The 26,032-nt window shown below is 71.7% G+C and carries 18 protein-coding genes; 9 read left to right on the plus strand and 9 right to left on the minus strand.

From position 1 onward, the window contains the following. The first annotated feature begins 49 nt into the window (after nt 1-49). The 3 genes from ACZ4YL_RS09275 (at nt 50) to ACZ4YL_RS09285 (ending at nt 4,793) form a co-directional block, all read left to right on the plus strand. Complete coding sequence (locus tag ACZ4YL_RS09275; RefSeq protein WP_468114976.1) at nt 50-1,339, plus strand: tetratricopeptide repeat protein; 1,290 nt, start codon at nt 50-52, stop codon at nt 1,337-1,339. 171 nt (nt 1,340-1,510) lie between these two features. Continuing rightward, complete coding sequence (locus ACZ4YL_RS09280; RefSeq protein WP_468114977.1) at nt 1,511-2,377, plus strand: hypothetical protein; 867 nt, start codon at nt 1,511-1,513, stop codon at nt 2,375-2,377. Between the two features lie 106 nt (nt 2,378-2,483). Next, nucleotides 2,484-4,793: a P-loop domain-containing protein gene (locus tag ACZ4YL_RS09285; protein ID WP_468114979.1), complete on the plus strand. Its 2,310-nt coding sequence runs from the start codon at nt 2,484-2,486 to the stop codon at nt 4,791-4,793. A 12-nt stretch (nt 4,794-4,805) separates the two neighbouring features. Here ACZ4YL_RS09285 and ACZ4YL_RS09290 read toward each other — a convergent pair whose 3' ends face one another. The 5 genes from ACZ4YL_RS09290 to ACZ4YL_RS09310 all read right to left on the minus strand — a co-directional run bounded on the left by ACZ4YL_RS09290 (nt 4,806) and on the right by ACZ4YL_RS09310 (nt 12,893). Continuing rightward, complete coding sequence (locus tag ACZ4YL_RS09290; protein WP_468114981.1) at nt 4,806-8,462, minus strand: tetratricopeptide repeat protein; 3,657 nt, start codon at nt 8,460-8,462, stop codon at nt 4,806-4,808. Between the two features lie 418 nt (nt 8,463-8,880). Next, a complete protein-coding gene (locus ACZ4YL_RS09295; protein WP_468114982.1) occupies nt 8,881-10,242 on the minus strand; it encodes a hypothetical protein in 1,362 nt (453 codons plus the stop codon). A 500-nt stretch (nt 10,243-10,742) separates the two neighbouring features. Beyond that, nucleotides 10,743-10,964, minus strand: a complete 222-nt coding sequence (locus ACZ4YL_RS09300) for a hypothetical protein (RefSeq protein WP_468114983.1) — start codon at nt 10,962-10,964, stop codon at nt 10,743-10,745. A 142-nt stretch (nt 10,965-11,106) separates the two neighbouring features. Further along, entirely contained in the window at nt 11,107-11,775 is a 669-nt protein-coding gene (locus ACZ4YL_RS09305) for a response regulator (protein ID WP_373040304.1), read from the minus strand. A 17-nt stretch (nt 11,776-11,792) separates the two neighbouring features. Next, the gene (locus ACZ4YL_RS09310; protein ID WP_468114985.1) at nt 11,793-12,893 is read right to left on the minus strand and encodes a sensor histidine kinase; all 1,101 of its coding nucleotides are present in this window, start codon (nt 12,891-12,893) and stop codon (nt 11,793-11,795) included. Nucleotides 12,894-13,258: 365 nt separating this feature from the next. Here ACZ4YL_RS09310 and ACZ4YL_RS09315 point away from each other — a divergent pair, with 365 nt between their 5' ends. After that, nucleotides 13,259-15,463 carry an MMPL family transporter gene (locus ACZ4YL_RS09315; RefSeq protein ID WP_468114987.1) on the plus strand — a complete coding sequence of 735 codons (2,205 nt, stop codon included), beginning with the start codon at nt 13,259-13,261 and terminating at the stop codon, nt 15,461-15,463. A gap of 104 nt (nt 15,464-15,567) precedes the next feature. Here the strand turns inward: ACZ4YL_RS09315 and ACZ4YL_RS09320 are convergent, their stop codons facing one another. The 3 genes from ACZ4YL_RS09320 to ACZ4YL_RS09330 all read right to left on the minus strand — a co-directional run bounded on the left by ACZ4YL_RS09320 (nt 15,568) and on the right by ACZ4YL_RS09330 (nt 19,563). Further along, entirely contained in the window at nt 15,568-17,361 is a 1,794-nt protein-coding gene (locus ACZ4YL_RS09320; RefSeq protein ID WP_468114988.1) for an ABC transporter permease/substrate binding protein, read from the minus strand. Then, a complete protein-coding gene (locus tag ACZ4YL_RS09325) occupies nt 17,361-18,422 on the minus strand; it encodes a quaternary amine ABC transporter ATP-binding protein (RefSeq protein WP_351162064.1) in 1,062 nt (353 codons plus the stop codon). Before ACZ4YL_RS09325 ends, ACZ4YL_RS09320 begins: the two co-directional genes overlap by 1 nt. 367 nt (nt 18,423-18,789) lie before the next feature. Beyond that, nucleotides 18,790-19,563 (minus strand): GntR family transcriptional regulator, encoded by a 774-nt coding sequence (locus ACZ4YL_RS09330; protein WP_468114990.1) that lies wholly within the window; start codon nt 19,561-19,563, stop codon nt 18,790-18,792. A 182-nt stretch (nt 19,564-19,745) separates the two neighbouring features. Between ACZ4YL_RS09330 and ACZ4YL_RS09335 the strand changes: the two genes are divergently transcribed. The 3 genes from ACZ4YL_RS09335 (at nt 19,746) to ACZ4YL_RS09345 (ending at nt 21,855) form a co-directional block, all read left to right on the plus strand. Further along, on the plus strand, nt 19,746-20,264 hold the full coding sequence (locus ACZ4YL_RS09335; RefSeq protein ID WP_468114992.1) for a MarR family winged helix-turn-helix transcriptional regulator: 519 nt from the start codon (nt 19,746-19,748) through the stop codon (nt 20,262-20,264). A 258-nt stretch (nt 20,265-20,522) separates the two neighbouring features. Continuing rightward, entirely contained in the window at nt 20,523-20,909 is a 387-nt protein-coding gene (locus tag ACZ4YL_RS09340) for a hypothetical protein (protein WP_468114994.1), read from the plus strand. Between the two features lie 79 nt (nt 20,910-20,988). After that, nucleotides 20,989-21,855: an NmrA family NAD(P)-binding protein gene (locus ACZ4YL_RS09345; protein ID WP_468114996.1), complete on the plus strand. Its 867-nt coding sequence runs from the start codon at nt 20,989-20,991 to the stop codon at nt 21,853-21,855. A gap of 125 nt (nt 21,856-21,980) precedes the next feature. Here ACZ4YL_RS09345 and ACZ4YL_RS09350 read toward each other — a convergent pair whose 3' ends face one another. Continuing rightward, the gene (locus ACZ4YL_RS09350) at nt 21,981-23,549 is read right to left on the minus strand and encodes an IucA/IucC family protein (RefSeq protein WP_468114998.1); all 1,569 of its coding nucleotides are present in this window, start codon (nt 23,547-23,549) and stop codon (nt 21,981-21,983) included. A gap of 108 nt (nt 23,550-23,657) precedes the next feature. Between ACZ4YL_RS09350 and ACZ4YL_RS09355 the strand changes: the two genes are divergently transcribed. Then, complete coding sequence (locus ACZ4YL_RS09355; RefSeq protein WP_468115000.1) at nt 23,658-25,172, plus strand: IucA/IucC family protein; 1,515 nt, start codon at nt 23,658-23,660, stop codon at nt 25,170-25,172. Nucleotides 25,173-25,230: 58 nt separating this feature from the next. Then, nucleotides 25,231-25,884, plus strand: coding sequence for a class I SAM-dependent DNA methyltransferase (locus tag ACZ4YL_RS09360; protein ID WP_468115002.1), 654 nt, complete (start codon nt 25,231-25,233; stop codon nt 25,882-25,884). Nucleotides 25,885-26,032 lie beyond the last annotated feature (148 nt).

Consider the following 26,032-nt stretch of genomic DNA (forward strand, 5'->3'; position numbering starts at 1 on the left):
GGATCTGGCGGAATGCCGCCCCCACGAGTACGAGGGCAAAATCGTTGCGATGAGAGGAGCCCGGTACCGGATCGGGCCGGTCGTCGGCCAAGGCGCCGAGAAGATCGTTCACCCCCTGACCAACACCGTGTCCGGCCTGACCCTCCACGTTGCCAAGATCTTCCGCAACCAGAAGGAGATCGCCAAGTACGCGGCCTCGCAAGAGCGGCGCCTCACCGAGGTGCGGCGCTACTTCGGGACGGCCGTGCCCGATTCCTGGCTGGAGCAGTCCCACAACGGATGGTTCGAGGTTCAGGACGCGATCCAGTGGTTCCTGCCGGCACGTGAGCTCACACCCGCCGACGCGGCCCACGCGGCGGGCAACCTCGCCGAACGGCAGGGCCGTCCTGAGGAGGCGTTGCGTCACTACCTGGAGGCGCTGGAGTACCGGCCGGGCCACACACATGCCCTGGTGGGCGCCGCGCTCGTCCATGCGCTGCTCGGTGATTCCGTGGAGGCACTCGTCCTGCACGAGCAGGCCGTGCGCGTCGAACCCAACTACTGCGGCTACTACCTGAGCCTCGCAGCACTTGCATACCAACTCGGAGCGCCGTACAGGACGATCCAGGCCTACGAGGCGATGAAACAGCGCTTCCCCTATCGGGAGACTCTCGACGAGATCGCCGCAGCCGCCTACGCGAGTTGCGGCGAACCCGAGGAAGCCCTTGGCATCATCGCTGAATCCGGTCGAGACGATCTGGACGTGGAAACAGTCACCCTGGTCCGCGAAGGCGCCACCGCCCTGCAAGAGGGCAGGCAACGTGCCGCCGACGCCTGGGAAAGGGGCAGCGCTGCCGTCGTTGCCGAAGACGCCACAGCAACACGCGCGGCACTCCACGAGGCGCTGTCCCTCAACCCGGGAGACCCCTGGCTGGTCGTCAACGAAGCGCTGTTCCGTGTGCGGTACGGCCTGGCGGATGCCCAGGAGATCCTGATGTACGCGCTTCGCCACCTCCCGTACCACTACCACGGACCGTGTCACGTCACGCTCGCACTCCACGCCCAACGCGCCGCGCCCGACAGTGAGCGGGCCCGGGAACTCATCCGTGAGGTGGGCATGCACCTGCCGATGGCGGACGAGGAGGCGCTCAAGCACGTGCTTCCTCTTCCCGCCGTCCTCTGGTTCGACCCGGACGGGCTCCAGTGCCTGAGTCCCGAGGCGACGGCCGAGACCCTCGCACCCGCGGCGGAGAGGGCGTTCGCGGCGACCGGCGACCCGCTGTTCCGCCTGGTATCAGCCGTGTACGGGAACCCGTCGCCCGATTTCGACGGCTTCCAGGAGTGGTGCGGGAACGAGTGACCTCGCCCTCGGCGGCTCCCGCACCCTCACGATCTCGTCGGCCGTCCACGCCCTGCCGTCCTGCGGCCCGCCCAAGGTGTCCCGTGCGGCAAGTCCGTGGTGTGGCGAACAGGGTGGGATGGGTAGGTGCGCAGTGGCCAGAGGCACACCGGGGGACTGGGGGATGTATCGATGGCGGGGATCGTGCTGGTGCACGGGATTTTCAACTACGTACGCGGCGCGACGCCGGAGGAAGCGGGCCTGCGTCGGACGGCGGACTGCCGCCCGAAGCTCGCCGAGAGCCTCGCAATGCTATCGGTCGAGATCCCGGAGATAGTGATGGCCTACTACGCGGACCTGCTCCGGCAGGAGTTGCCGGAGCAGGCGCAGTCGGCCCGGGAGACGGTCTTGGAGGATCTCAGCGACGGGCAGCGCGCGGAGGCCGCACAGTGGCTGGTCGCTGCGGGGGCCCCGGTACCCGAGGATCCGCAGAACGTGGGGCTGGTGCCGTTGCGGCAGATGCTCGGTTGGCTGGTCGACGAACGCGGCGGCCGCCTTGAAACGGCGGTGAGGGAACAGCTGATCCGCCGCCTTGAGCGCACCGTCGTCACGAACCTGCGTGAGGTGGAGGCCTACACCTCCTGGCCGGAGCGGCGGCGGCGGGTACGCGAACGGGTGGCGGGGGTCATCCGGCGTGAGGCACCGTCGGTGGTGATCGCGCATTCGCTGGGGTCGTACATCGCGTACGAGACGCTCCACGCTTTTCCGGAGCTGACAGTGGAACTCCTGGTGACGGTGGGCTCGCCGCTGCGGGTCCCGTCGCTGGTTCGCCGGCTGGATCCCGCACTGCGTGCGGGCCGTGGGGCACGGCCCGCTGGAGTGAAGCATTGGGTGAACATCGCCGATGTCGGCGATGTGGTGGCAGTCCCGCCGAAGCTGTCGGAGGTGTTCCCCGTCGACCAGGACGAGGTGTGCGACAACGGGCTCGGGTTTCACGGACTCGGCGGCTATCTCGCGAACGGGCTCCTGGCGGCGGCCGTCGCTCCGTACATTTCCTGACAAGCCTTCGCGTACCGGGCCGGGCCGGACCGGGCCGGCGCGGCGTGGCGGATGGCAGGGAACGCGCGGGCCTGGCGGGGCCCGGTCAGCCTGGCAGGGGGATCCGATGGTGAGAGCGCTGGTGGCAGGGGTCGGGGACTTTCCCGAGCCGTTCGTGAGCGAGGAGGACCAGGCAGACGGGGTCCAGGGCTTCACGCCGCTGCCGACGGTTGCGGAAGCGGTGAGGGAGTTGGCCTCGGCGGTTGCGCGGGCCGGTGCCGTAACAGACGGAGCACCGCTGTTGGAGGGCGACGAGAGCGAGTTCATGAGCCGGTGGCGGGAGCTGCGCCGGCAGGCCGACCCCGGCGAACCACTCGTGGTGCACTTCGCGGGCCACGGCATCCAGGCTGGGAATGGAAGCCTGTACCTGGCCGCGTCCGGTGGGCAGGCTCGCGAGGACCTGCTGTCCGACACCTGCGTCAGCTTCGGAAGGCTCCTGGAATCAGCCGAGAACAGCGGCCGGCCCGTGTTGTTCCTGCTGGATGTGTGCGAGGCCGGACAGGCTCTCGTTCAGCAGCAGCTCACCGACCTCGCCGCCCATCGGCGACAGGACGCGCCGCGCAACGTGTGGATCATCGGTGCCTGCACCAGCAACGCCATCACCTACGGCGCCCGCTTCACCACAGCGACGGCGGAGGTCCTGCATCAACTCGCGGACGGCGACCTCGACATCACGCCCACCCTCACCCATGTGCCCTTGGAGACTCTCGCCACGGCCGTCGACCGCCACGTCGCCCGAGCCGACCGCGCGGCCCACCGTCCCCGCCAGCCCCTCGTCCGCACGCCGCACATCCAGGCCGACGGTGAACCGCAGCCGTTCTTCCGCAACCCCGCCCACACCCGCAACCCCCGTATCAGCCCGCTGGCGCGGATCGACCCGAGGCTGCGCGAGTTCGCTCTCGGTTGCTCTCCCGACCTTGACCCGCTGCACTTCGCCACTCGTGCCGCCGGTACCTCCACGGTCCAGGACGTTCTCTTCTCCGGCCGCCGCTCCCAGTTGGAGTTCATCCAGACATGGTGCACCAACGCCCGGCCCCTCCCACAGCCCCTGCTGGTCGTCACCGGCGGCGAGGGCAGCGGCAAATCCGCCCTTCTCGGCGTCGCCGTCTGCCTGCTCCACCCCGAACTCGAAGAGCTCGGCGAACGCATCGCCCGGTCGGTCGAACACTTCGACCCCCGCCAGCCGGATGTCGTTCTCGCCGTTCACGCCCGCCAGCTCACCTTCCAGCAGATCACCGACTCTCTGTACCACCAACTCCACCACCAGCAGCTCGGCCGCGGCGCGAATGTCACGCGCCCCGAGACTCCGCCGCCAGACACGGCTGAGCTCCTCCACGAGCTGCGGACCGCGGGCGACGTGCTCGTGGTCCTGGACGCCCTTGACGAGGCGGTCGACCCCGCTGCCGTGCTCAACAGCCTTCTGCTGCCCCTGGCCGCCGCGAAAGGACGACCGTCCGGCTGCCGCGTCATGATCGGCACCAGAAAGTGGTGGGATAGCCTCCCCGCCCTACGCCAGTACCTGACGGAGCATCCCGGCGCCGAGCTCGACCTCGACCCCAAAAGCGGTCACGAACGCCGCGTCCTTGCCGACGACCTCGACACCTACCTGCGCCGTCTGCTCCCACGCAAGCGTTTCCCTCGAGACGAGGTCCGTCCCATCGCGGAACGGCTCGCGCAGTACAGTGACCACGGCGCATTCCTCGTCGCTCACCTCTACGCCAACCACCTCCTGACAACCCCTGATCGAGCCCCTGCCGGCCCGCCGTGCACCATCACCGAAGTCTTCGACCTCGACATCGGCAACCTCGCGGCCAACGACCCGTGGATCCGCACCGTCCTCAACGTCCTCGGCCAGGCTCGGGGCCAGGGCATGCCGCTCGCCCTCATCCACACCGCTGCCCTCGCCCACCGGCCCGCCGGCCCACACGCGAACACATACGCACTCGCCGACACCCGCCGCGCGCTCACCAAGGCCGCGTTCTACCTCCGCACCACCCCCGACACAGACCACAGCCTGCTCTACCGCTACTTTCACCAAGCCCTGACCAACCACACCAAAGCCCACACCGATCCCGTCGCCCTCCACCAGGCCCTCACCGCCGATGTCCCCACCGCCGAAGGCGACACCCCCGATTGGGCCAACGCACGTCCCTACCTCCTGCGCCACGCCGCCGACCACGCCGCCGCGGCAGGCAACGACGCGCTGGACCAACTGCTCACCGACCCGAACTACCTCCTCCACGCCGCCCCGGACACCCTCACCCCGCACCTTCACCACGCCCGGACCGAACAGGGCCTCCTGCATGCCGACAGCTACCGAGCCACCGTCAGCGACGACTCGGGCCGCCACCCGATCGAGACTCGCCGAAGCCCCTGATCCTCCGCCGGACTAGCGCGAGAGTCCGCGCAGCCAAGCTGCCACCTGCAGCGATTTCCGCAGATCGGCCGCGAACGCCCTGGGATTGGCCTCGGCGAGTACGAGACGGATACCGGTGCACTCCTGGATGGCGACCAGCCCGTCTTCCCTGCGCCCCAGGACACCGAGCCGAACAGCCAGATTGTGCAGGGCAGTGGCGAGGTCGGACAGATGCGCGTCGGGGTTGGTCTTCACCAGCGCTCGATAGTGGCCGGCCCCCTCCTGGATGGCCGCCAGTCCTTCGTCTCTGCGCCCGACCTCACCCAGCCGGACGGCCAGGTTGTTCAGCGAAGAGGCGAGATCGGGCAGATAGGCGCTCGGATTCGCCTCCGCCAGCGTGCGGCGGATGCCGATGGCTTCCTGGACAGCGGCCAAGGCTTCCTCCTTGCGCCCCACGTCACCCAGCCGGATGGACAGATTGTTCAGGGCCGTGGCGAGGTCGGGCAGGTAGGTGCCGGGGTTCGCCTTCACCAGCACTCGATAGTGGCCGACGGTTTCCTGGACGGCGACCAGCCCGTCGTCCCCGCGCCCCACGTCACCCAGCCGGACGGACAGGTTGTTCAGGCAGGCAGCGAGATCGGGCAGGTAGGCGCTGGGGTTCGCCTCTGCCAGTGCCCGGCGGATCCCGGTCGCTTCCTGGACCGTCGCCAGGCCCTCATCCCTGCGGCCGACATCGCTCAGCCGGTTGGACAGGTTGTTCAGGGCCCTCGCGAGGTCGGGCAAGTAGACGTCGGGATTCGCCTTCGCCAGCGCTCGGTACTGGTCGACAGTCTCCTGGATGGCGGCCAGGGCTTCCTCCCTGCGCCCTGCCCGGCCCAGATCGACGGCCATGTTGTTCAGGGCCGAGGCGAGATCGGACTGGTAAGCGGCGGGGTCGGCCTGCGCCAGTGCGTGGTAATGGCGCACGGCCTCCTCGATGGTCGCGAGCCCTTCTCCCCTACGGCCCGTCTCACTCAGCCGGATGGACAGGTTGTTCAGGGAAGAGGCGAGGTCGGGCAGGTAAGCGTCAGGGTTCGCCTCCGCCAGCACTCGGCGGATCCCGGTGGCTTCCTGGACGGCGGCCAGCCCGTCCTCCCTGCGCCCCATGTCACTCAGGCGGTTGGACAGGTTGTTCAGGGAGGTAGCGAGGTCGGGGAGGTAGGCGTCGGGGTTCGCCTCCGCAAGCGGACGGCGGATGCCGATGGCCTCTTGGATGGCGGTGAGGCCTTCCTCCCGGCGCCCCACGTCGCTCAGCCGGTTCAACAGGTTGTTCAGGCAGGCCGCGAGGTCGGGCAAGTAGGTGCTGGGGTTCACTTCCGCCAGCGTGCGGTAGTGGTGAACGGTCTCCTGGATGGCGACGAGTCCGTCTTCCCTGCGTCCCATCGCACTCAGCCGGACGGACAGGTTGTTCAGGGAAGAGGCGAGGTCGGGGAGGTAAGCGTCAGGGTCCGCCTCCGCCATGGCACGGCGGAGGCCGATGGCCTCCTGGATGGCGGTCAGGCCTTCCTCCCTGCGCCCGACCTGGCCCAGGCAGACGGCCAGATTGTTCAGGGACGAAGCGAGGGCGGGCAGGTAGGTGTCGGGGTTCGCTTCCGCCAGCGCACGGTAGTGGCCAACCAGGATCTGGGTCAGGAGGACAGCGGTGGCGGCCAGGCGCCGACTGAGCGGCGGGATTTGGCCGTTGATGGTGAGAAGGTCGTGGAGGGGGGTTGTGGGGTCGGAAATCGTGGCGTCGAGGGCTGCGACAAGGGGAGTGGGGTGGTCGGTGCGGGTGGCGGTACTGATGATGTGCTGGGACAACTCCTTGTAACGGAGAGTGCAGAGCGCGGTGAGCTGGGTGTCGAGGCGGTCCGCGAAGACGGGGTGGGCGGCAGCGCGGCTGTAGACGGTCATGAGCCGCTCGGTCTGAGCCTGGTCCGCGCCGGCGAGGAGTTGGTCGGCGAGATAGGGGTTGGCGTCGAGGGTGCGGCCGATGTGGCGTTCGGCGAGCCGGTCGGGCTGCAGCGCGCCCCACGGCTGTCCGGGGGTGCCGGCCGGGTAGAGGGTGGAGAGCCAGTAAGTGACCTGGTTGCGGCGATCGCGCCGCTGGTCCGCCAGGGCGGGGAGCTGTCGCCACAGCCGGTCGGCTTGTTCGATGTCGGCGGCGCCGACCAAGTGGGCGGCGGCCAGCGCCGTCTCCAGCGTCGCGTCGCTCAGGCTCGGGGTGAGGCCGATGGCAGCAGCGCTCCACCTCCAGTAGAGACTCTCGTTGCGCAAGAGCCGGTCCTCCACCTGTGCCCTCTCGCGCACGGCTCCACTGGGAACGGGCCCCGCCAGGCCGGTGTTCGGGGGCTCGGCGGAGTCCAGTAGATCTGCAAGGGCGGTCATGTGGAGGGTGAGCGCATTGCCGTAGGCATCCTGGTCCAGCTGCGGCGGCGGCAGCAGCGAGTCCGCGGCTGCGAGCCAGTCGTGTCCGGTCAGGCCGTCGACCAGTGGCAGGGCGGCGGCCAGCGCGCGGGCGGCGTCGAGGTAGCCGTCGGCTCGCTGGACGGGGTCATTCTCCAGTGGGCCGAGCAGGTGGGTGGGAGCGGTTGCGAGGCGGTCTTCGGCAAGCATGGTGGCGGTGACGGCCTGGCGCCACCAGTCGCCGTCGGTACGGGCGAGGAGCAGAAGTTTGAACGGGGTGGTTCCAGGGTGCTCGGCGGCGGCTACGACGATGGCGGCGAGCTGTTCAGTGCGGGTCTCGGCGTAGTCGAGGACGACCAGGAGCGGCCTGGCAGCGTGCCGCAACTCTGCCAGCTGGTCCGGGGCGGCGGACGCCTTCGGCCACAGCACAGCCCAGCGCCCGGCGGTCAGTCGGGCGGCGAGCTGGTGGGCAAGGCGGGTCTTGCCCTGCCCGCCCGGCCCGTGCAGCAGCCAAGCCCCGAACCCGTCCGGCGCGCACCACGCGCTCAGCGCTTCCAGCAATGCTTCGCGGCCGTGGAAGGGCACGGTCCGGTGCCGGGCATCCAGCAGGGTCGCCGGCGAGCCCAGCCTCGTGCTGCGGCCGGGGCCCTGGCTACGGTCGGCGAGGTGCTGGAACTCCACCGCCTCCAGTCCGTCGCCCGTGTCGGCGCCGTGCTCGGCGAGGGCGCTCCGGAAGGCGGGGTCGTGGTGAAGGACGTAGGCGGGCACGACGTTCAGCTGCCCGCCACCGGAGTACGCGCGGTCGGAGGCCACCACACCGACCAGCAACCCGTTGGCGAACACCGCCGCGCCCGACAGGCCGCCCCACGGCGAGGTTCCATCGGGTGACCAGTGCGGGGGGTGCGGGAGGAGGTCCATCACGTACTGGTTGCCCACGAACCCGGTGGCCGGATCGAGTCTTCCGCTCAGGTGCTGGGCCTCCACCGCCCTGCCCGCACGCTGGGCGACATCCGGCAGGCCCCAGGTCTCGCAGCCAGTACCGGGCCGGTCCGATACCGTACGTCCCCATCGCAGCGGTGCGGTCGGCGGCTTCCACCACTGGTCCTCGTCGACCGCGACGAGTGCGGCGTCGTCCCGCCCACCCGGGGTGCCGCACCACACCACCGTCCCACCCGAAGTACCGTGGCCACCCGGGTGGAAGACCTCGACCCGGGTGCCGGCGGATCCGGCAACGTGGGCCGCGGTCAGCACCAGCCGCCCGCCCACGGCATACCCCGAACCTGGCCCACCCGCACCGGTCACTCCGGCCAGACGCCCCCGATCCACCCAAGCCCCCCAGGTTCCGTCCCGACGCCGGATACACCCCCGCGGACACTAGCGTCCCCAAGCCCACCCTGCCTCAGTCCTCGCTGCACTGACCGCGAACGCTTCGGGCAGCGGACGAGGCCGGCAGCGTCCGCGTGCGGAAACTCGTCGAGTCGTGGAAGACGCGTGCCCGTACATGGGAGTGCCTTGACGCGGCGTCACGCGCGGCTCCGCGCTCTCCCGCGCGCCGCTGGCAAGATGGATCACTGTGAGCAACCCCACCGACGCCGCCGGCACTCGGCTCGTCGTGGCCGCTCATGTGGACGGCCGGTTCCAGATTCGGGTCCTCGCAAGGTCGAGCAGGGCGGGGTCCGCCCGGCTACAGCATCCCCACCACGGCGGCGAAAGCGATACCGGCACCACCGTGGCTGGCCGACTGGATGGCGAGGCCGATCACGATGCCCATGATCGGTGAGCCGAACCGAAAGCTGTGCCGCGCATCCTCTTCCGACCAGTCCAAGCACCAAAGGCACGAGGAGACCACGAAAAAGAAGCTGAGCAGGGCAAAGACGACCCAGTTCCAGATGGTCGGGCCAGGGTCGGCGGCCAGTCCTCCCATCACCCCCAGTACGACGGCGGCGAAGACGGCAGCAACCGTCGAGAAGATGAAGTCGCGTTCGAGGTTCTTCAGCCCGAGTGCTGCCCCCAGCTGTTGAAAGGTCGCTTGGCGTGCTTGGGCGATGGTCCGTAGCGGAGTGTTCGTGCTGGTCACGTGGTTGTCCGGGGTTGTCCCGGAGAACACCTGGGGCGGTTCGGGGCGTGATCGGATGATCTGGCCCGGGATCGTGTGAGGTTCCGGTGTCGCGTCGAGTCCGATGGCGCGGCCGGCTTCTTCGACGGCTTCGCGGCCTTGTTCCAGCAGGAGCTCGGCCCTGTCGAGGGTCATTTCGGTCTGGGCCGGGTCGACCTCGTGCACGGCGATTTCGGTCGTCGGCTGCGGGGCTGCCTCCCACGTCGTCCGGTCCGGGGCCTGGGCCGTAGCCCGCGACAGGGTGACCTCCTGCTGAAGCTTGCGAACCAGGAGTCCTGCCTCCTCGGCGACCACGATCGCGGTGTCCCGATCCCGTTCGGCCTGGTGCAGGGTCACACGGGCCCGGTCCTCGTTCCCCCGGACCCGGGCCAGCCGCCGCTCGACGTCCTCCAGCTGAGGCCGCTCCTGCGGTTGGGCCTCGACCTGAGCCAGCAGCCGGTCGCGTTCGGCGGTCAGGCGGCCGATCGTGGTCGACTGATGGGCGAGTACCAGCAGCAGCGTCGACATGATCGTCTGCGCCTGATTCCGTGCCTCGCTGCTCTTCTGCAACGCCTGCCGCGCGTTGTCCAGGTCGTCGTGGAGGGCGAGGAGCCGGTTCTTCGCCTCAAGCAGTTCTCCGTACGTCGCCACCCCGGCCCGGATGGGGGTCGGCGCCGTTCCGGCCTGTTCAAAGAGGGCGTCGACCTCCTGGCGCCGTTCCTCGTCGAGCCGGGGGTCCCCGTCCAGGCCCGAGCAGATGTCGATGACCGCATGCGCGATCGCGCGGGTGAGATCCCTGCCGTCCATGAGGTCGTACATCTGGCGCCGACTCGGCACCGGAGTCCCGGACGGGAGTATCTCGGGCGTGAGCGCTTCGTGCACGGCCTTGATCGACAGCCCCGCCGCGACGGCGTAGTCGTGGAGGAGCTCGGCCACCGTGTTGATCTCCACGACCGGTCCCTTCGGGCCGGTCCAGCTCCGGCCCACCCGCCTGCCGTTCTCCACGAATGCTCCCTTGCCGGAATCTCTTGCTCCACTACGGGACAACGCCCTGCCGTCCCGGACAATCTCGTGGACGCTGGCTTCCAGTTCCCGCTGCGGGGATGGTCGAATCACCAGTTCGCACATGCGAGTTGGCGGCATGGCCCGCCTCCGGTTGCACGCGTCGGCGGGCCCCTGAGACCTCTCGGAGGCCCTGATGAACCACCCTAGGTGGTTTCAGCTTTTCACTCGCACCAAGGTCGTTATCGCCCTCATCGGCGCCGCGATCTCCGGGGTCGCCCGGGCTGTGACAGCCTGGCTTCTCGCCCGCTTCCTCGACTGATCACCCCATCGGTGTGCCCCGGCACTGGTCGGGGCACACCGATGGGGTGCCGTTGCCGGACGGCATCGACACGGACCGTCGAGAACTACCGACCGTCACGGCGGGCACCGTTGCGGTACCGAGGCCGTCAGGGCCGCGGGAGCGGTGGGGTGACCGCCAGGACCGGTGGGGCCGGGGAGGACCAGCGGTGGCCGCAGGGGTCGAAGACCAGGATCACCGGCCGCCCCGGGCGCTGGCGCCAGGAGATGCGTTCCGGTGCCTCCGCGCACACCGGACAGCAGGGCAGCGGGCGGGGGTCCGGCAGGCACTCGGGGGCGGCCGTGAGCGGCGTGGCGTGCTGATCGCGCATGAAGGCTCCCTCTCGTGCGGTTGGGCTGATCGCACTGTGCCATGGACGGGCCCGTGTGCGCACGGGCGAATCGTCCAGTGTTCTGGCTGGTCAGAGGTGCGGTCTGCAGGAGGAATCCGGTCCTCTTGGGGGCACTTGGTGATCAACCGCTCGCGCCACCGGCCTCCACCAGGCCCGATTCGTACGCCGCGATCACCGCTTGCGCCCGGTCGCGGACGCCCAGCTTGCCGAAGATGCCGGTGATGTGGTTCTTGACCGTGGAGATGCTGATGTCCAGTTCCGCGGCGATCTCGGCGTTGCCCCGACCGGTGGCCATGAGCCGCCAGATCTCCAGCTCGCGCGGGGTGAGTTCGAGGGGGGTCTCGGCCGCCCACGACCGCGGCCGCGCGGGGGTCCGTACGTAGGCGGAGAGGAGCCGGCTGAGCAGCCGCGGCGCGACGGCCGCCTCGCCGGTGTGGACGATGCGGACCGCGGCGATCAGCTCCTCCGGGGAGATGTCCTTGGGCAGGAAGCCGTACGCGCCGGCGCGCAGTGCGGCGACCACGTACTCGTCCATGTCGAAGGTGCTGAGGGCCAGGACGCGGGTCTCGGGGAGCGTGCGCGCGAGTTCCTCGGTGGCCTTGACCCCGTCCATGACCGGCATCCGGATGTCCATGACGACCACGTCGGGCCGTACCTCGTGGGCGAGGGCCACGGCCCGGGCTCCGTCCTCGGCCTCTCCCACGACCTCGAACTCCGGGTCGGGGCCCAGGATCAGGGCCAGGCCGCGCCGGACCAGCGGCTGGTCGTCGGCGATGAGTACACGGATCATCCGTGCGATTCCTCTCTTCAGGCGGTGTCTTGGACCGGGAGAGGGATCCGGGCCGCCACCCGGAATCCGCCACCGGCGAGGGCGGCGGCCTCCAGGGTTCCGCCCTGCAGGGCGACCCGCTCGCGCATACCGATCAGACCGTACCCGGAGCGCGCCGCGGGGCGTGCGGGCGGTGCCTGTGCTCCCGCTCCGTCGTCGCGCACCTCCACACCCACCTCGTCCCCGTGGTACGTGAGCCGTACGTGGGCCCGCGCCCTGCCCGCGTGCTTGCGGGTGTTGGTCAGGGCCTCCTGGACGATCCGGAAGACGGTGAGGCCCACGGTCGGCGGGAGCGGGCGGACCGGCCCGTCGACGGTGAACTCGGTCTCCGTTCCGGCCAGCCGGGACTCGGTGATGATCCGGCCGAGATCGTCCGCCCCGGGCTGCGGCGCCGGCGGGGTCTGTTCCGGTTCCTCCCCGGCCCGTAGCACGTCGAGGAGTTGGCGCATCTCGCGCAGCGCCATCCGCCCGGAATCCTCCAGGGTGACCAGCGCCTCCCGGGACACCTCGGGGTCGTACGCCAGGTTGGCCCGTGCCCCGCCGGCCATCAGCTGCATGGTGGTGATGTGGTGGGCGACGATGTCGTGCAGTTCGCGCGCGATCCGGCGGCGCTCCTCGGCCACCGCCCGGTCGGCGAGCCGCGTCCGCTGGGCCTCGGCCTCCCGTTGCCGGTGGTTGACCACCACGGCCGCGGTGACGGTGATGAGGGCGGCCACCGCGTTGCCGGCCAGACCCCACCAGCCGTAGGGCAGCGGCCAGCCGCGCTGCCCCGCGGAGACGAGCGGGACCATCGCGACCACCGTCACCGCGACCACGGCGGGGCGGCTCACCCTGACCACCGAATAGAGGGCGATCGTGAGGCTGAGGGTGAAGTGCGGGGACAGCGGGGCGGCCACGTTCACCAGGGCGCCCAGGGCCAGTACGGCGCCGAGGACCGGCAGCGGGTGGTCGCGCCGGGCGAGCAGGGTCATCGCCGAGACGACCAGCAGGGCGGCCGCGGCCACACTGAGGGACCCGCCCTCGGTCAGTGTTCCCAGGGAGAAGCCGACGAGGTCGGTGGCGCCGGCCGCTATCGCCACGAGCGCGTCGTTGCGCGTCCACGGCCCCCGCTCGCCGCCCCTGTCCGCACCCGCACCCGCACCCGCTGCCGCAGTCGTATGCGTCGCCGTATTCGTCGCCGTTCCCGCACGCGTACCCGCGCCCATGCCCACCCCCATGCCGCCCGTCCTGTCCCCCGGTGATCCATTCTGGCACCGGCCGCCGCCCGTGCCACCCGACCACGGTCGGGGCCCGTACCAGGACCGGAGTCCTGGTCGGCGGGGACGGCCGGACCCTGGTCCCGGGGTGCGGATCCTCCCCGGACCCGACGTTTCGCCCGCTCGCCCCTGATGGTCTGGAGTCAGGCCGGGAACCCCCGGCCGGCACCGCACAGACCGGAGGAAATGTGATCCGCGCCCTGACCGGATTCTCGACGAGAAGTCCCTGGAAGGTGATCGCCCTGTGGGTGGTCCTGGGATTGGCGGCGACCGTCCTGGGCCAGGCGTTCGTCTTCCGCGCCGTCCAGACCGGCAACGCCGGGTTCCTGCCCGCGCAGTACGACTCGGCGGCCGCTCTGAAGATCGCCGAGGAGCGGTTCGGGGCGAAGCCGGACGCCAACCTCCTGACCGTGCTGGTGGCCCGGTCGGACGACGCGCCGCTCACCGCCGCCGACGAGCAGCGGATCGACGCGCAGGCCGAGCGGTTGTCCCGCAAGCGCATCGTCATGCCCAGGACCAAGGAGACGATGCCGCTCGCACAGGACCACTCGCAGGTCCCCCGGGTCGGTCCGGCCATGACGGCGCCCGACCGCTCCTTCCGGCTGCTGTCCGTCGAACTGACGGGGAACCCCGCCGATCCCGGGGTGCAGGACACCTACCGGGCCTTCCGGGAGACGGCCCGGGACGCGCTGGCGGAGGACGGCCTGCGCACCGGCTTCACCGGCGGCATCGCCGACCGGGTGGACACGACGGACGCGGAGAAGACCCGCTCGACGGTCGTCGGCATCGCCATGCTCGCGGTCATCCTCCTGTTGCACGTCCTCGTCTTCCGCAGCGCCCTGGCGGCCCTGCTGCCCCTGCTCGCGGTCAGCGTCATCGGGGGCGCCGCGGCGGGAGCGGTGGTCGGCGCCGCGCTGCTGACCGGGATCGGACTGTCCGAATCCACCCCGAGTCTGATCAGTGTGGTTCTGATGGGCATCGGTATCGACTACTTCCTGTTCCTGCTCTTCCGCTTCCGGGAGCAACTGCGCGAACACCCCGAGCAGTCCGGGCGCGAAGCGGCCGCCCACGTCGCCGGGCGGGTGGGTACGGCCATCACCTCCGCGGCCCTGACCATCGTCGCCGCCTTCGCCACGCTCGGGGTCGCCTCCTTCGGCCAGTTCCGGGTCCTCGGACCGGCCATCGCGCTGTCCGTGCTGGTGATGCTGCTGGGCAGCCTGACCCTGATGCCGGCCCTGCTGGCGGTCACCGGCCGCAAGATGTTCTGGCCTTCCCGCGCCCTGAAGCGCGAGCCCCGCCCCGGGTCCGCCGCGCGGATGGGCGACCGGGTGGCGCGCCGCCCGTTCGTGCTGGTCCTGGCCTCGGTGGCGCTGCTCGGCACGCTGGCCGCCGGGGTCGTGGGGATGCGCATGGACTACGGACAGAGCGGTGGGGGCGGCGAGCGCACCGCCGCCGTGGCCACCGCGGCCGAGATATCCCGCGCCCTGCCGGCCGGGGTGTCGGACCCGACCAGCGTCTTCGTGACCGCTTCCGACGGCGCCGCACTGACCGCCGAACGCCTCGGCGGGCTGTCCAAGGCGCTCGCCGGGGTCGGCGGGGTGGGCCAGGTCGCGGACACCGTGCTCAGCGAGGACCGGCGGGCGGCGCGGATCGATCTGTTCCTCACCTCCGACCCGCAGCGGCAGGAGGCGCGTGACCTGGTGACGGGTCCGGTCAGGGCCACGGTCCTGGCTCAGGCTCCCGCGGGTACGCAGGCGTACGTGGGCGGCACCGCGGCGGTCTTCGCCGACATCGCGACGGCGGTGGACAAGGACCTGCGGGTGGTCTTCCCGGTGGCGGCGGCGCTCATCGCGCTGATCCTGCTCGCCCTGCTGCGCAGCCTGCTGGCACCGGTGATCCTGCTGGCCTCGGTCGGGCTCGGCTTCGCCGCCACCCTCGGTGCCTCGACCCTGGTGTTCCAGCACGCGCTGGACCGGCCCGGGGTGGACTTCACCCTGCCGCTCGTGCTGTTCCTGTTCGTGGTCGCACTGGGCACCGACTACAACATCCTCATGAGCGACCGGATCCGGGAGGAGATGGCCCGGCCCGGTCCGGCCCGCGCCGCGGTGGCCCGCGCCGTGCGGCACACGGCGCCCGCCATCGCCACGGCGGGCCTGGTGCTGGCCGCCTCCTTCGGGAGCCTGGCCGTCACCCCCGCCCCGTCCACCCAGCAGATCGGTTTCGCGACGGCCCTCGGGATCATGCTCTCCGCCTTCGTCCTGTCGATCGTGCTGGTGCCCGCGCTGGCCACCCTCCTGGGCCGGTCCATGTGGTGGCCGGTACGCCCGCGCCGCCGCACGCCGGACACCGACCCGGACCCGCGGCGGACCCCGGACCGGGTGCTGGTCGGCTGAGCCGCCCCGCGCACACGAAAGGCGCCGCCGCGCGCGGGACCGTACGCCGGTACGGGTCCTGCGCGCGGCGGCGCCTTCGCGAAGAGACGGCCTGGGCCCCAGGCCTAGCCGAGCCGGTCGATCTCGGGGTGGTCCTGCAGCCAGGCGCGGACCGCCTGCTGTTCCTTGCCCTTCCCGGTCTCCTGGATCTTCGCTTCCAGGCCGGTCAGCTGCTCCTCGGTGAGCTTGAAGGACTTCAGCCACTCGGCGGCCTTCGGCTCGTCCTCCGCGAAGCCCTTGCGGGCCAGGGTGTGGATCCCGTCGCCCTTGCCCCAGGCCCCCTTGGGGTCCTCCAGCTTGGTCAGCTCGTAGGAGGAGTACGCCCAGTGCGGGGACCACAGCACGACCGCGACGGGCTCCTTCTTCTCGTAGGCCCGCTTCAGCTCGGCGAGCATGCCGGGCGTGGAGCCGTCGACGACCTTGTACTCGCCGTCGAGGCCGTACTCCTTCAGGACCTTGTCCTTGAGGATCGACATCTCGCCGGCGCTCGGCTCGATGCCGATGATCCGGCCCTTGAACCGATCCGCCTTGCCCTTGAGGTCGGCGAGCGAGCGCACGTCCTTCATGTAGGAGGGCACGGACAGCTCCAGCGAGGTGGGGCCGTACCAGGAGCCGAGGTCCTCCAGCTTGTTCCCGTACTTCTCCCAGTACTGGGCGTGGGTGACGGGCAGCCAGGCGTCGGTCTGGAAGTCGAGCTGGCCGCCGGCCAGACCGGTGTACAGCGCTCCGGCCTCCAGCTGGCGGGCGTCGACCTTGTAGCCGCGGCGCTCCAGGAGCTCCTTCCACAGGAAGGTGGAGGCGATGCCCTCGTCCCACGGGATGTAGCCGACGGAGAGGGTGCGGCCCTTGCCGATGTTCGCGGCCCCGGCCGGGCCCCCCTCGGCGGCGGCGCCGCCGAAGGTGTTCAGGCCGCCCGCGACGAGCGCCAGGACCACGGCGCCGCCGATCGCGTACGCGGGCTGCGGGCGGTGGTTCCACAGCTTGGCCGCGCCGGTCGCGGCGGCCCGCGCCTTGGCGAGGGTACGGCGGCCGATCGGGGAGACCTGGCGGCCGAGCGCGCCGGTCATCCGGTCCAGGTACATGGCGAGGATGACGATGGAGACGCCCGCCTCGAAGCCGAGGCCGATGTCGACGTTGCCGATGGCCTTGTAGACGGCGCCGCCGAGTCCGCCGCCGCCGACCATGCCGGCGATGACGACCATGGACAGGCCCAGCATGATGACCTGGTTGACGCCCGCCATGACGGTGGGCAGGGCCAGCGGGAGCTGGACGCGTACGAGGGTGTCGCGCGGGCTGGTGCCGAAGGCCTCGGCGGCCTCGACCAGTTCCCCGTCGACCTGGCGGATGCCGAGCTCGGTCATCCGTACGCCCGGAGGCAGCGAGAAGATGATGGTCGCGATGATGCCGGGCACCACGCCCACCCCGAAGAAGATGATGCCGGGGATCAGGTAGACCATGGCCGGCATGGTCTGCATGAAGTCCAGGACCGGCCGCAGCAGGGCGCTGACCCGGTCGGATCTGGAGGCCCAGATGCCGAGCGGGATCGCGAACGCCAGGGTGACGAGGGTGGCGACCAGGACCAGGGACAGGGTGGACATGGCGTCATCCCACAGGCCGAGGGAGTCGACCAGCGCGAAGCCCGCGAAGGCGAGCAGGCCCGCCAGCAGACCGCGCAGCCACCAGGCGGCGACGGCCAGGATGCCCGCGAAGAGCAGTGGGGCGGGGGCGGAGAGGACGGCGTCGATGCCGTCGTAGAGGCCGGTGACGAGGGCACTGATGGCCTCGAACAGCCAGGAGAGATGGCTCTGGAGGAAGTCGACTCCGCTGTCGACCCAGGCGCCGAGGTGCAGGCGGGGCATCAGGCGGCCACCTCCGCGCAGTACATCGGGGGCCGCTGCTCGTCGCCGATGAAGGCGATGAGGCGGTCCTGGGGTACGGAGCCGATGACGGAGCCGTCCGCGCCGGTGACGGCGACCGCGTGCGGGACTCGGGCGCTGACGGCGCACAGGTCGGCGAGCGGGGTCCCGGCGGTGACGGTGGGGCAGTCGCAGGCGTCGGCGGCCGGCTCCGGATCGTCCATGACGGCGTCGGCCGTCAGGACCCGGGAACGGTCCACGTCCTGGATGAAGGAGGCGACGTAGTCATCCGCGGGACGGGTGAGGATGTCCTCGGCGGTGCCCTGCTGGACGATGCGGCCGTCGCGCATGACGGCGATGCCGTCGCCGAGGCGCATGGCCTCGTTGAGGTCGTGGGTGATGAAGACGATGGTCTTCTTCAGGCGCTTCTGGAGCTCCAGCAGCTGGTCCTGCATGTCGCGGCGGATCAGCGGGTCCAGCGCGCTGAAGGACTCGTCCATCAGCAGGAGGTCGGCGTCGGTGGCCAGGGCCCGGGCGAGGCCGACCCGCTGCTGCATGCCGCCCGAGAGCTCGTCGGGCCAGGACTTCTCCCAGCCTTCCAGTCCGCACAGGGCCAGGGCCTCGGCGGCGCGCCGCTCGCGCTCGGGGCGGGGCACGCCCTGCACCTCGAGCCCGTAGCCGGCGTTCTCCAGCACGTTGCGGTGCGGGAACAGCGCGAAGTGCTGGAAGACCATGGAGATCTTCGTGGACCGTACGTGGCGCAGCTCACTCGCGCTCAGCGCGGTGAGGTCCTGGCCGCCGAAGAGGATGCGTCCCGCGGTGGGTTCCAGCAGGCCGTTCAGCATGCGCAGCAGAGTGGACTTGCCCGATCCCGACAGACCCATGACGACGAAGATCTGGCCGGGCCGGACGTCGAAGGAGGCGTCGATCACGGCGGCGGTGGTCCCGTCGGCGCGCAACTCGTCGCGGCCTGCGCCGCTTTCGAGCGCGCGGACGGCGGCAGCGCTGTCGGCGGGACGCCTCCCGAACACCTTGTAGACGTGCTCGGCCTGGAGCGTGGACACATACACCTCACGGGTCGTACCAAGTACGGCGCGCGCCGGCGGACCGGCGGGCCGTGGAGCGGGACGGGATCTGCCCGTGTGCGCCGTGTCCTCCGTCCCGCTGGGACGGAGGACATGGTTCCGCTCCAGCAGCGCCGATGCCCTGCATTCACCTGCGCAAACGCCGGGGTGACCCTCCTCACTTACGGGCTGCGAGGGCCCGGTGGGCGGATCCGCACGCCGGGGCGGGAGGTCGCGGACGGCCGTGGTCGGGTATGCCCGCCCCCGGGAGGGGAGTTGGGGCATCGGGCCCGGCGGCCTCTCCGGCCGCCGGGCCCGGTGCGCCTCCACCCGGGGTGTGGCCGAGGCCACAGCGCGGGTCCGGCCGTTACGTGATGCGGAAACCGGTGGTCGCGCGGTCGCGGCGGTCGCGGTGGAAGGTGAGGCGGTCCCAGGTGGGGAAGGCCAGGTCGGTGACGGCCAGCAGCCGGCCGGAGCTGTCGTGCAGGGTGCGGCGCACAGTCAGGCCGCAGGCCGGGGCGGTGGACTGCGGGTGGGTGACGCGGGTCATGGTGAGGGTCTCGGCGACCCGGCCGACCGCGGCGGCGCGGTCGAGCCAGCGGTGCAGGGGGGTCAGGTCCTGCTCGCGGGCGGTCGCCGTCGCCACCGTCCGGTTCCGGAGGGCCGCCAGCTCAGGACTCCGCGCGACGGCTCCGGGGCTGAAGTACGTGACGGCGTCCCGGAGGGTCTCACCGGCCGGGCCGCGTTCGCGGTGGTGATGGACCACGGTGCGGTCTCCGCCGGCCACGCCGAGGAGCGTGCCGAGCGAGGGCGGGACGGTGACGAAGGCGACCCAGCTCCGGGCCGGCGCGGGCCCGGCGGAGGGCGCGGCGGCCGGGACGACGGATACGGCGGCAAGGGCGGGGACGGCGGGGCGGGTGCCGCGGCGGCCGGTGACGACGAGGCCGTCCTCGCGCAGGCACTGCAGGGCCGCCCTGATGGTCTGCCGGTTGACCTGGTAGCGGGCGGCGAGGCTGCGTTCGGACGGCAGCCGGCCGCCGGGAGTGTGCGCGGCGCGGTCGAGATCGCGGCGCAGCGCTGCGGCGATCCGCTGGTACTTGGGCACGGCGGCCTGGCCGCCGCCCCGCGAAGGGGAGGGCATGGCTTCTCCTCTGACGGGTGGTCAAGGACTGCGCGGTCTGCCCGACCAACGTAGCATTGGTCTATACCTTTCCGTGAGGCGGATCGGGGCGCGCGGCCCGGATTGGCCGATTCCGCCCCCACGCCCCTCCCGAGGATCCGGGCGCCTTGACAAGGAAACTGATTAGCCGCCATATTACTTTCATGACGAGGGACGGCAACGACGGCGAGGCACCCACGCTGGACCAGGCCAGGCGGCAGGTCGAGCACTACGGCCTGGAGGTCGATCCACAGGCGGTGCTGGTCGCGGTGCGGCTGATCTCGGCGGGTGCGCGGGTCGGCCGGGCGGCCGAGGCGCACTTCGCCCGGTTCGGCCTGTCGACGGGGCGCTACCGCCTGCTCGCGGACCTCGAGGACCACGGCGGGGAGAAGTCCCCCTCGCGCCTCGCGGTCGACCTCGGCGTCTCCAGGGCCACGGTCACCGGCCTGCTGGACGGCCTGGAACGCGAAGGCCTGATCGCCCGCCGCCCGTCCACGGAGGACGGCCGGGGCACGGTGGCCGTCCTGACCGCGCGCGGGGCGCAGCGCCTGCGCGACATGGCGTCCGAGCATTTCGGGCGGCTGGAGGCGATGGTGGGCGGGCTTTCCGCCGAGGAGCGTGCGGTGTTCCTGGATCTGCTCGCCCGCGTCGTGCGCGGCAGTGCGGCCCTGGCGGCGGACTGACCCGACCCACAACCGTTTCGGCCCCGCTCTACGGGCAGGGGCCCTTTTTACGCCGTAATAGTTAGCCACCTAATTATCTTGGCGGAACAGGTCCGCGGTTCCTCCACCGCACCCCACGCACCGCTTCGCTTCCCTCACCCGACCGAGAAAGAGGCCAGCATGCCCGCGTCACCGAAGCACAGAACCGGCCCGGACCGAGCAGTCTCCCGGCCATCCCGGCCGCCTCGGCAGCCTCGGCCGTTCACCCTGTGGCGCGAGGTGCTGACCGCGTACGCCGCGCCCGCGCTGACGGCCGGTACGGCCGGAGTCGTCACCGGGCAGCAGGACCTGGCCGTGGCCGCCTGCACCTCCATCGCCGGCACCTCCGCCGTGGTGGCGTTCCTGGTCGGCACCTGGCTGCGGCACGGCGGGCAGCCCCGACGGTGGACCCTCACCACGCCGCGCGGCGTCCTGACCGCCGTACTCGTCGTCACCGTCGTCGGCGCGGCGGCCCTGCTGGGGTGGTTCACCGCCCAGTGGCTACCCGCCCACACCCCGGTCCCCGCAACCCCGTGGCTGGAGCGCCTGCGCGTGGACCTGCCCGTCTCCGCGGCCCTCGCCACCACCATCGTCACCCTGCGCTGGCGCAGCACCACCACGGCATAGGCGGCCCGGCGACATCCGTCGCCGGGCACTCACCGTCACCGTCACCGTCACCGTCAAGTCACCAAGGAATGAGCACACGATGATCGTTGTCATGGGAGCGACCGGAGCGACCGGGAACGCCCTGCTCCACAGCCTCGCCGCGTCCGGCACGCCCGTCCGCGCACTGACCCGTACCCCGCACCGGCCGATCCCCGGCACAGCCGGCGCTCACCAGCCTCCCGTCGAGGTCCAGTACGCCGACGCCACCGACCCCCACTCCCTGTACACCGCCTTCAAGGGCGCCGGCCAGCTCTTCCTCGCCATGGCCAACGGCCCCGCACAGGTCGAACTCGAAACCCGCGTCATCGACATCGCCGCCCACGCCGGCATCGGACACATCGTCAAGATTTCCGCACCCGCCGCCGAACCCGACTCACCGGTCGCCGTCTCCCGCGGACACCACGCCGTCGAGGAACACCTGCGCGCCGTCGGCCTCGCCCACACCATCCTGCGCCCCTACGCGTTCACGCAGAACCTCCTGCGCCTGGCTCCCTCCGTCGCCCAGGGCGTCATCCTCGGCACGACGGGCGGCGCGCCCTGCAACTACATCGACTGCCGCGACATCGGCGACGTCGCCGCCGCCGCCCTCACCCGGCCCGACATCGCCGGCGGCACCTACACGCTGACCGGACCCGAAGCCGTCTCCTACCCCGAACTCGCCTCACGGCTGACCGCCCTGACCGGCCATCGGATCCGCTACGTCGACCTCACCCCGGACGAACTGCGCGACCACCTCATCCGCAACGCCCACATGCCCGCCTGGCTCGCCGACCACGTGACGGAGATCCAGCAACTCTCCGTCACCCGGCCCGAAGCCCCCACCACCACCGTCAGCGACATCCTGGGCCGCCCGCCCCGCACCCTCGACGCCTTCCTCCACGAACACCGCGCCCACTTCCGCCGCTAGGTCCGGGCCCGTCGACTGCCCCGTCGACCGGCCCGCGCCGCGCGGAAGGCGTTCCATCGAAGGGTGAACGCTCCGCGTATCGGCGTGCACGCACACCTCCCGAGCCGTGGCCCCGCGACGATTGCCTAGCCGCGCAGCGGGTTCGGCAGGGGCAGGTAGCGGGCGTCCGCGCCGTCCGCCCGTGTCCAGCGCAGCAGCAGGTTGGTCTTGCCGGGCAGGGTCGCGGCGGCCAGCAGTTCCGCGATCTCGGGGAGCCCGCGGGCGGCGTCGTAGCGCAGGAACTCCTCCCGTGCGGCCGGCCACAGGAGCGGCGCGATGTCCGGATACCGTCCGGACAGCGCGCCCGCGATCTCCGTCAGGTTGTTGACGACCAGGCAGTAGACCAGGCGCTGCCAGGCATCGGCCCGCGGCAGGTCGGCCGGAAGCTTGACCCCCTCCGCGTCCCGGAAGAGGGCCTGCACCGGCAGGCCGTCCGCGTCGACGGCGACCAGGGTGTTCTGGAGGTGGGCCTCCAGCACGAGGCCGTGCCGGGCGAACAGTTCCAGCACCGGCGGCACGACCTGGCGCAGGTACGCCCGCCACCAGCGGACCGGGTCGGTGGTCCCGGCCGGCGGGCTGCCGGGATAGCCCTCGGCGAGCGCGGCGGCCAGCAGCGGCGTGGCCCCGGGCACGGTGTGCGCGTGCAGGCCGTCGCGGACCAGGACGGCGAGCTCCTCGAAGGCGAAGGCGGCGGTGCGGTAGCCGCGGTCGGGGAGCCAGGCCGCGGCCGGGCCGGTCCGGTGCAGGGCGGCGAACCCGGCCTCGACGGCCGCATCGGTGCGGCGCAGCTTCAGCAGGTCGTGGCGCCACAGCCGGCGCACGTCGTTGGTGATCCGGACGTCGAGGCTGAACTTCACGAAGAGGTCGGCCGTCGCGTCCGGTACGTACAGGGTCCGGATCGAGGCGGTCGGCCAGGCCGGCCGCCGGGTCGCACCGAGCCGCAGCAGCCGCCCGTCGGCGAAGGCCTCGCGCACCGCCGGCATCTCGCCGACGAGGTCGAGCTGCCAGGGGTGGGCGGGCAGCAGCCGGTATCCGGCGGGAGCGCGCGGCCCGTCGAGGGCGTCGGCGAGGGCGTCGATCGCGGCGGAGGCGGCCGGGCCGCCCTCCTCGGCGGTCTGGTCCTCGCGCAGCCCCAGGAAGACCAGCGGGAAACGGGCGTGGGCCTCCGGCGCGTACGGCAGCCAGCTCCCGGCCGGCGCCCCGCCGCGGGCCTTGGGGGCGGGGTGGTGGGGGTGGCCCATGACCAGGGACTGCTCGGAGAGGAGGTACGGGTCCGCCGGGGGTTCGGCGGTGGCCCGGGCGGCCAGCAGCGCGGCGATCGCGTCGCGGCTGTCGGTGATCTCGACGGGGAGCTCGTCGTTGGCGACTCCGGTGAACCGGCCCAGTTCGTCGGAGACGAGTTTGGCCAGTTCGGTGTGGCTCAGCGGGTGCCAGCCGTCCGCCGTGCGCAGTTCGGGGCGTTCGGGCCGGCGCCCGCCGCGCACCCGGAGCAGCCGCCCGCTGCCGCGCAGCCGGTGGACGCGCAAATCTGTTCCCGCGCCCGCATCATGCCCCTCGGCCAGCTCGGCCGCCTCTCTGAGCAGGCAGTTCAGGAGCGGGGTGGCGGCGTACGCGTCGGCGGCGGCGTTGAGGTCCACTGATTCCATTCGGTCCATCCGGTGCGCCGGAGGTTCGCAGGGCGTAACCACCAGTCGTGATCTTCAGTATCCGCAATCATTACTTGATCATCCCGTAAAGCGATATTCCGATGCCGGAGCCTCAGCATGCATCTTCCCCCTTCCCCGGCCGAAGAGGCCGTCGCGGCCGAACTGGCCGGCGTACGCCCGTCGCTCGGACCCTCGTACGCCACCGCGCTCGGCGGTGCCCGGGCGGCCGTGCTGACCCGGCTGTGGCGGGCCCTGGCCTTCGAGCCCCTGCCCTGGGTCGTCGGCCGCGAGCACGGGCCCGACGGCCTGGCGCTGCTGCTGGCCGGGGGCGCCCGGCTGGAGGGTCCGCTGCCGGATCCGTACGCGACCGGGCCCTACGTGAGCGAGCTGCTGCTCGACGGCAGGCCCTACCGGCAGGCCGCGCGGCTGGTGACGGCCCTCAAAGTGCCGCACGGGGAGCAGTTCGCCGCCGAGCTGGACGCCTGTACGGCCTCCCTCGCGCTCTCCCGGGCCGGTCAGCCGCCCGCCGGGGAGGACCCCGCCCCGCTGACCACCTGGGAATGGGAGCAGCGGGTGGTCGACGGGCATCCTTACCACCCGAACTGTCGTTCCCGGCCCGGTTTCTCGGTGGCCGAGCAGCTGGCGTACGCGCCCGAGCACCGGCCGGTGGTGGAGCTCGGGCTGGTCGCCGTACGGGCCGGGGAATGCCTGGTCACAGGCGACTGGCCGGAGGAGCTGCGGGACGCGGGACGGGTCCTGGTCCCGGTGCACCCGTGGCAGGCGGCGCACGTCCTGAAGCACGAACGGGTGCGGCCCGGTTTCGCGGCGCACCCGCTGATGGCCCTGCGCACCCTGGCCCCCACCGACGGCGGGGCGCACGTGAAGACCGCGCTGAGCGCCCGGCTGACCTCGTCCGTGCGGGACATCTCGGTCTACTCCATCGAGACGGCGGCGGCCGTCTCGGCCTTCGCCCAGCGCCTGTCCGAGCGGCTCGACGGCCGGCTGCACATCACCCGCACGCTGGGCGCCACGACCGCGCACAGTCCGGACCTGGCGGCCGTGCTGCGCGAGCCGCCGGAGGTGTACGCGGACGCCGCCGCCGGTGAGCGGGTGCTCCCGGTGGCGGCCCTGGCCTCCTTCGGCCCGGCGCGCTCGGCGGCCTGGCGGGCCGGGTTCGCGCGGCTCGCGCTCTCGGTGTGCCTGCGGGTGCTGGAGCTCGGGGTGGCCCTGGAGGCCCACGGCCAGAACCTCCTCGTCGTCCTCTCCCCCACCGGCGCCCCGCTGCGGCTGGTCTACCGCGACCTCGCCGACATCCGGATCAGCCCGGCCCGGCTGGCCCGGCACGGCCTGCCGGTGCCGCCCCTGTCCGGCAGGCTGGTCACCGACGACGTGACCGTGCTGCGGCGCAAGCTCTTCGGGTCCTTGCTGACGGGGGCGCTCGGGGCCACGGCGGGATCGGCCGGGGCCTTCGCAGAGGCCCTCACGGAGGTGACCGCCCTGCCGGCCACCGCGGACACCGAGGCGCTGCTGACCGGGCCGCTGCCCACCAAGGCGCTCACCCTGATGCGGCTGAGTCCCGGGGTTCCGGGCGATCAGTGGGCGGAACTGCCCAATCCGCTGGTCGGGGGGTGAGCGGGAGCACTCGGCCGGTTTCCCCTCGGAGGGACTCTGGAGGCTACTGTTCAGGGGCATGACAGAGACCTCGTACCTCAGCTCCGTACGGGCGTCCTACGACGCCGTCGCCGTCGACTATGCGCGGCTGCTCACCGCCGAACTGGCCGGAAAGCCGCTGGACCGGGCCATGTTGGCGGCCTTCGCCGAGTACGTGCGCGACGACGCGGGCGGCGGGGGCCGGGCGGTGGCCGACCTGGGCTGCGGCCCGGGCCGGGTGACGGCGCATCTGAACGGGCTGGGCGTAAGGATCTTCGGCGTCGACCTGTCCCCGGCGATGGTGGCGGTGGCCCGCCGGACGTATCCGGGGCTGCGCTTCGAGGTGGGGTCGATGTTCGCCCTGGACGTGGCCGACGGGGTCCTCGGCGGGGTGCTGGCCTGGTACTCCACCGTGCACACCCCGCCCTCCGGACTGCCCGCGCTGTTCGCGGAGTTCTCCCGCGTGCTGGCGCCGGGCGGCCACCTCCTGATCGCCTTCAAGGCGGGCGACGACCGGACCCGGCTGGACCATGCGTACGGGCATCCGGTCGACCTCGACGTGTACCGGACACCGCCCGAGCTGATCGCGGCCCTGCTGGCCGGGGCCGGACTGACCGAGGTGGCCCGCCTGGTCCGCGAGCCGGGCCCCGACGAGAGGTCCCCCCAGGGCTTCCTGCTGGCACGCAAGGGGTAGCCCAAGGACCCGCCACCGGCTGAGCAAGGGCGAGTGCAGGGTCCGTCGGCCGGGTACCGCCGCTGCGGCCACGCGCCCGTCGGCACGTGGCGGTGGGACGTGACCGGCTACGACGGCATCGTCCGCGCGGAGGACCTGGCACGGCGCG

The sequence above is a fragment of the Streptomyces sp. NPDC030021 genome, from assembly GCF_055574035.1.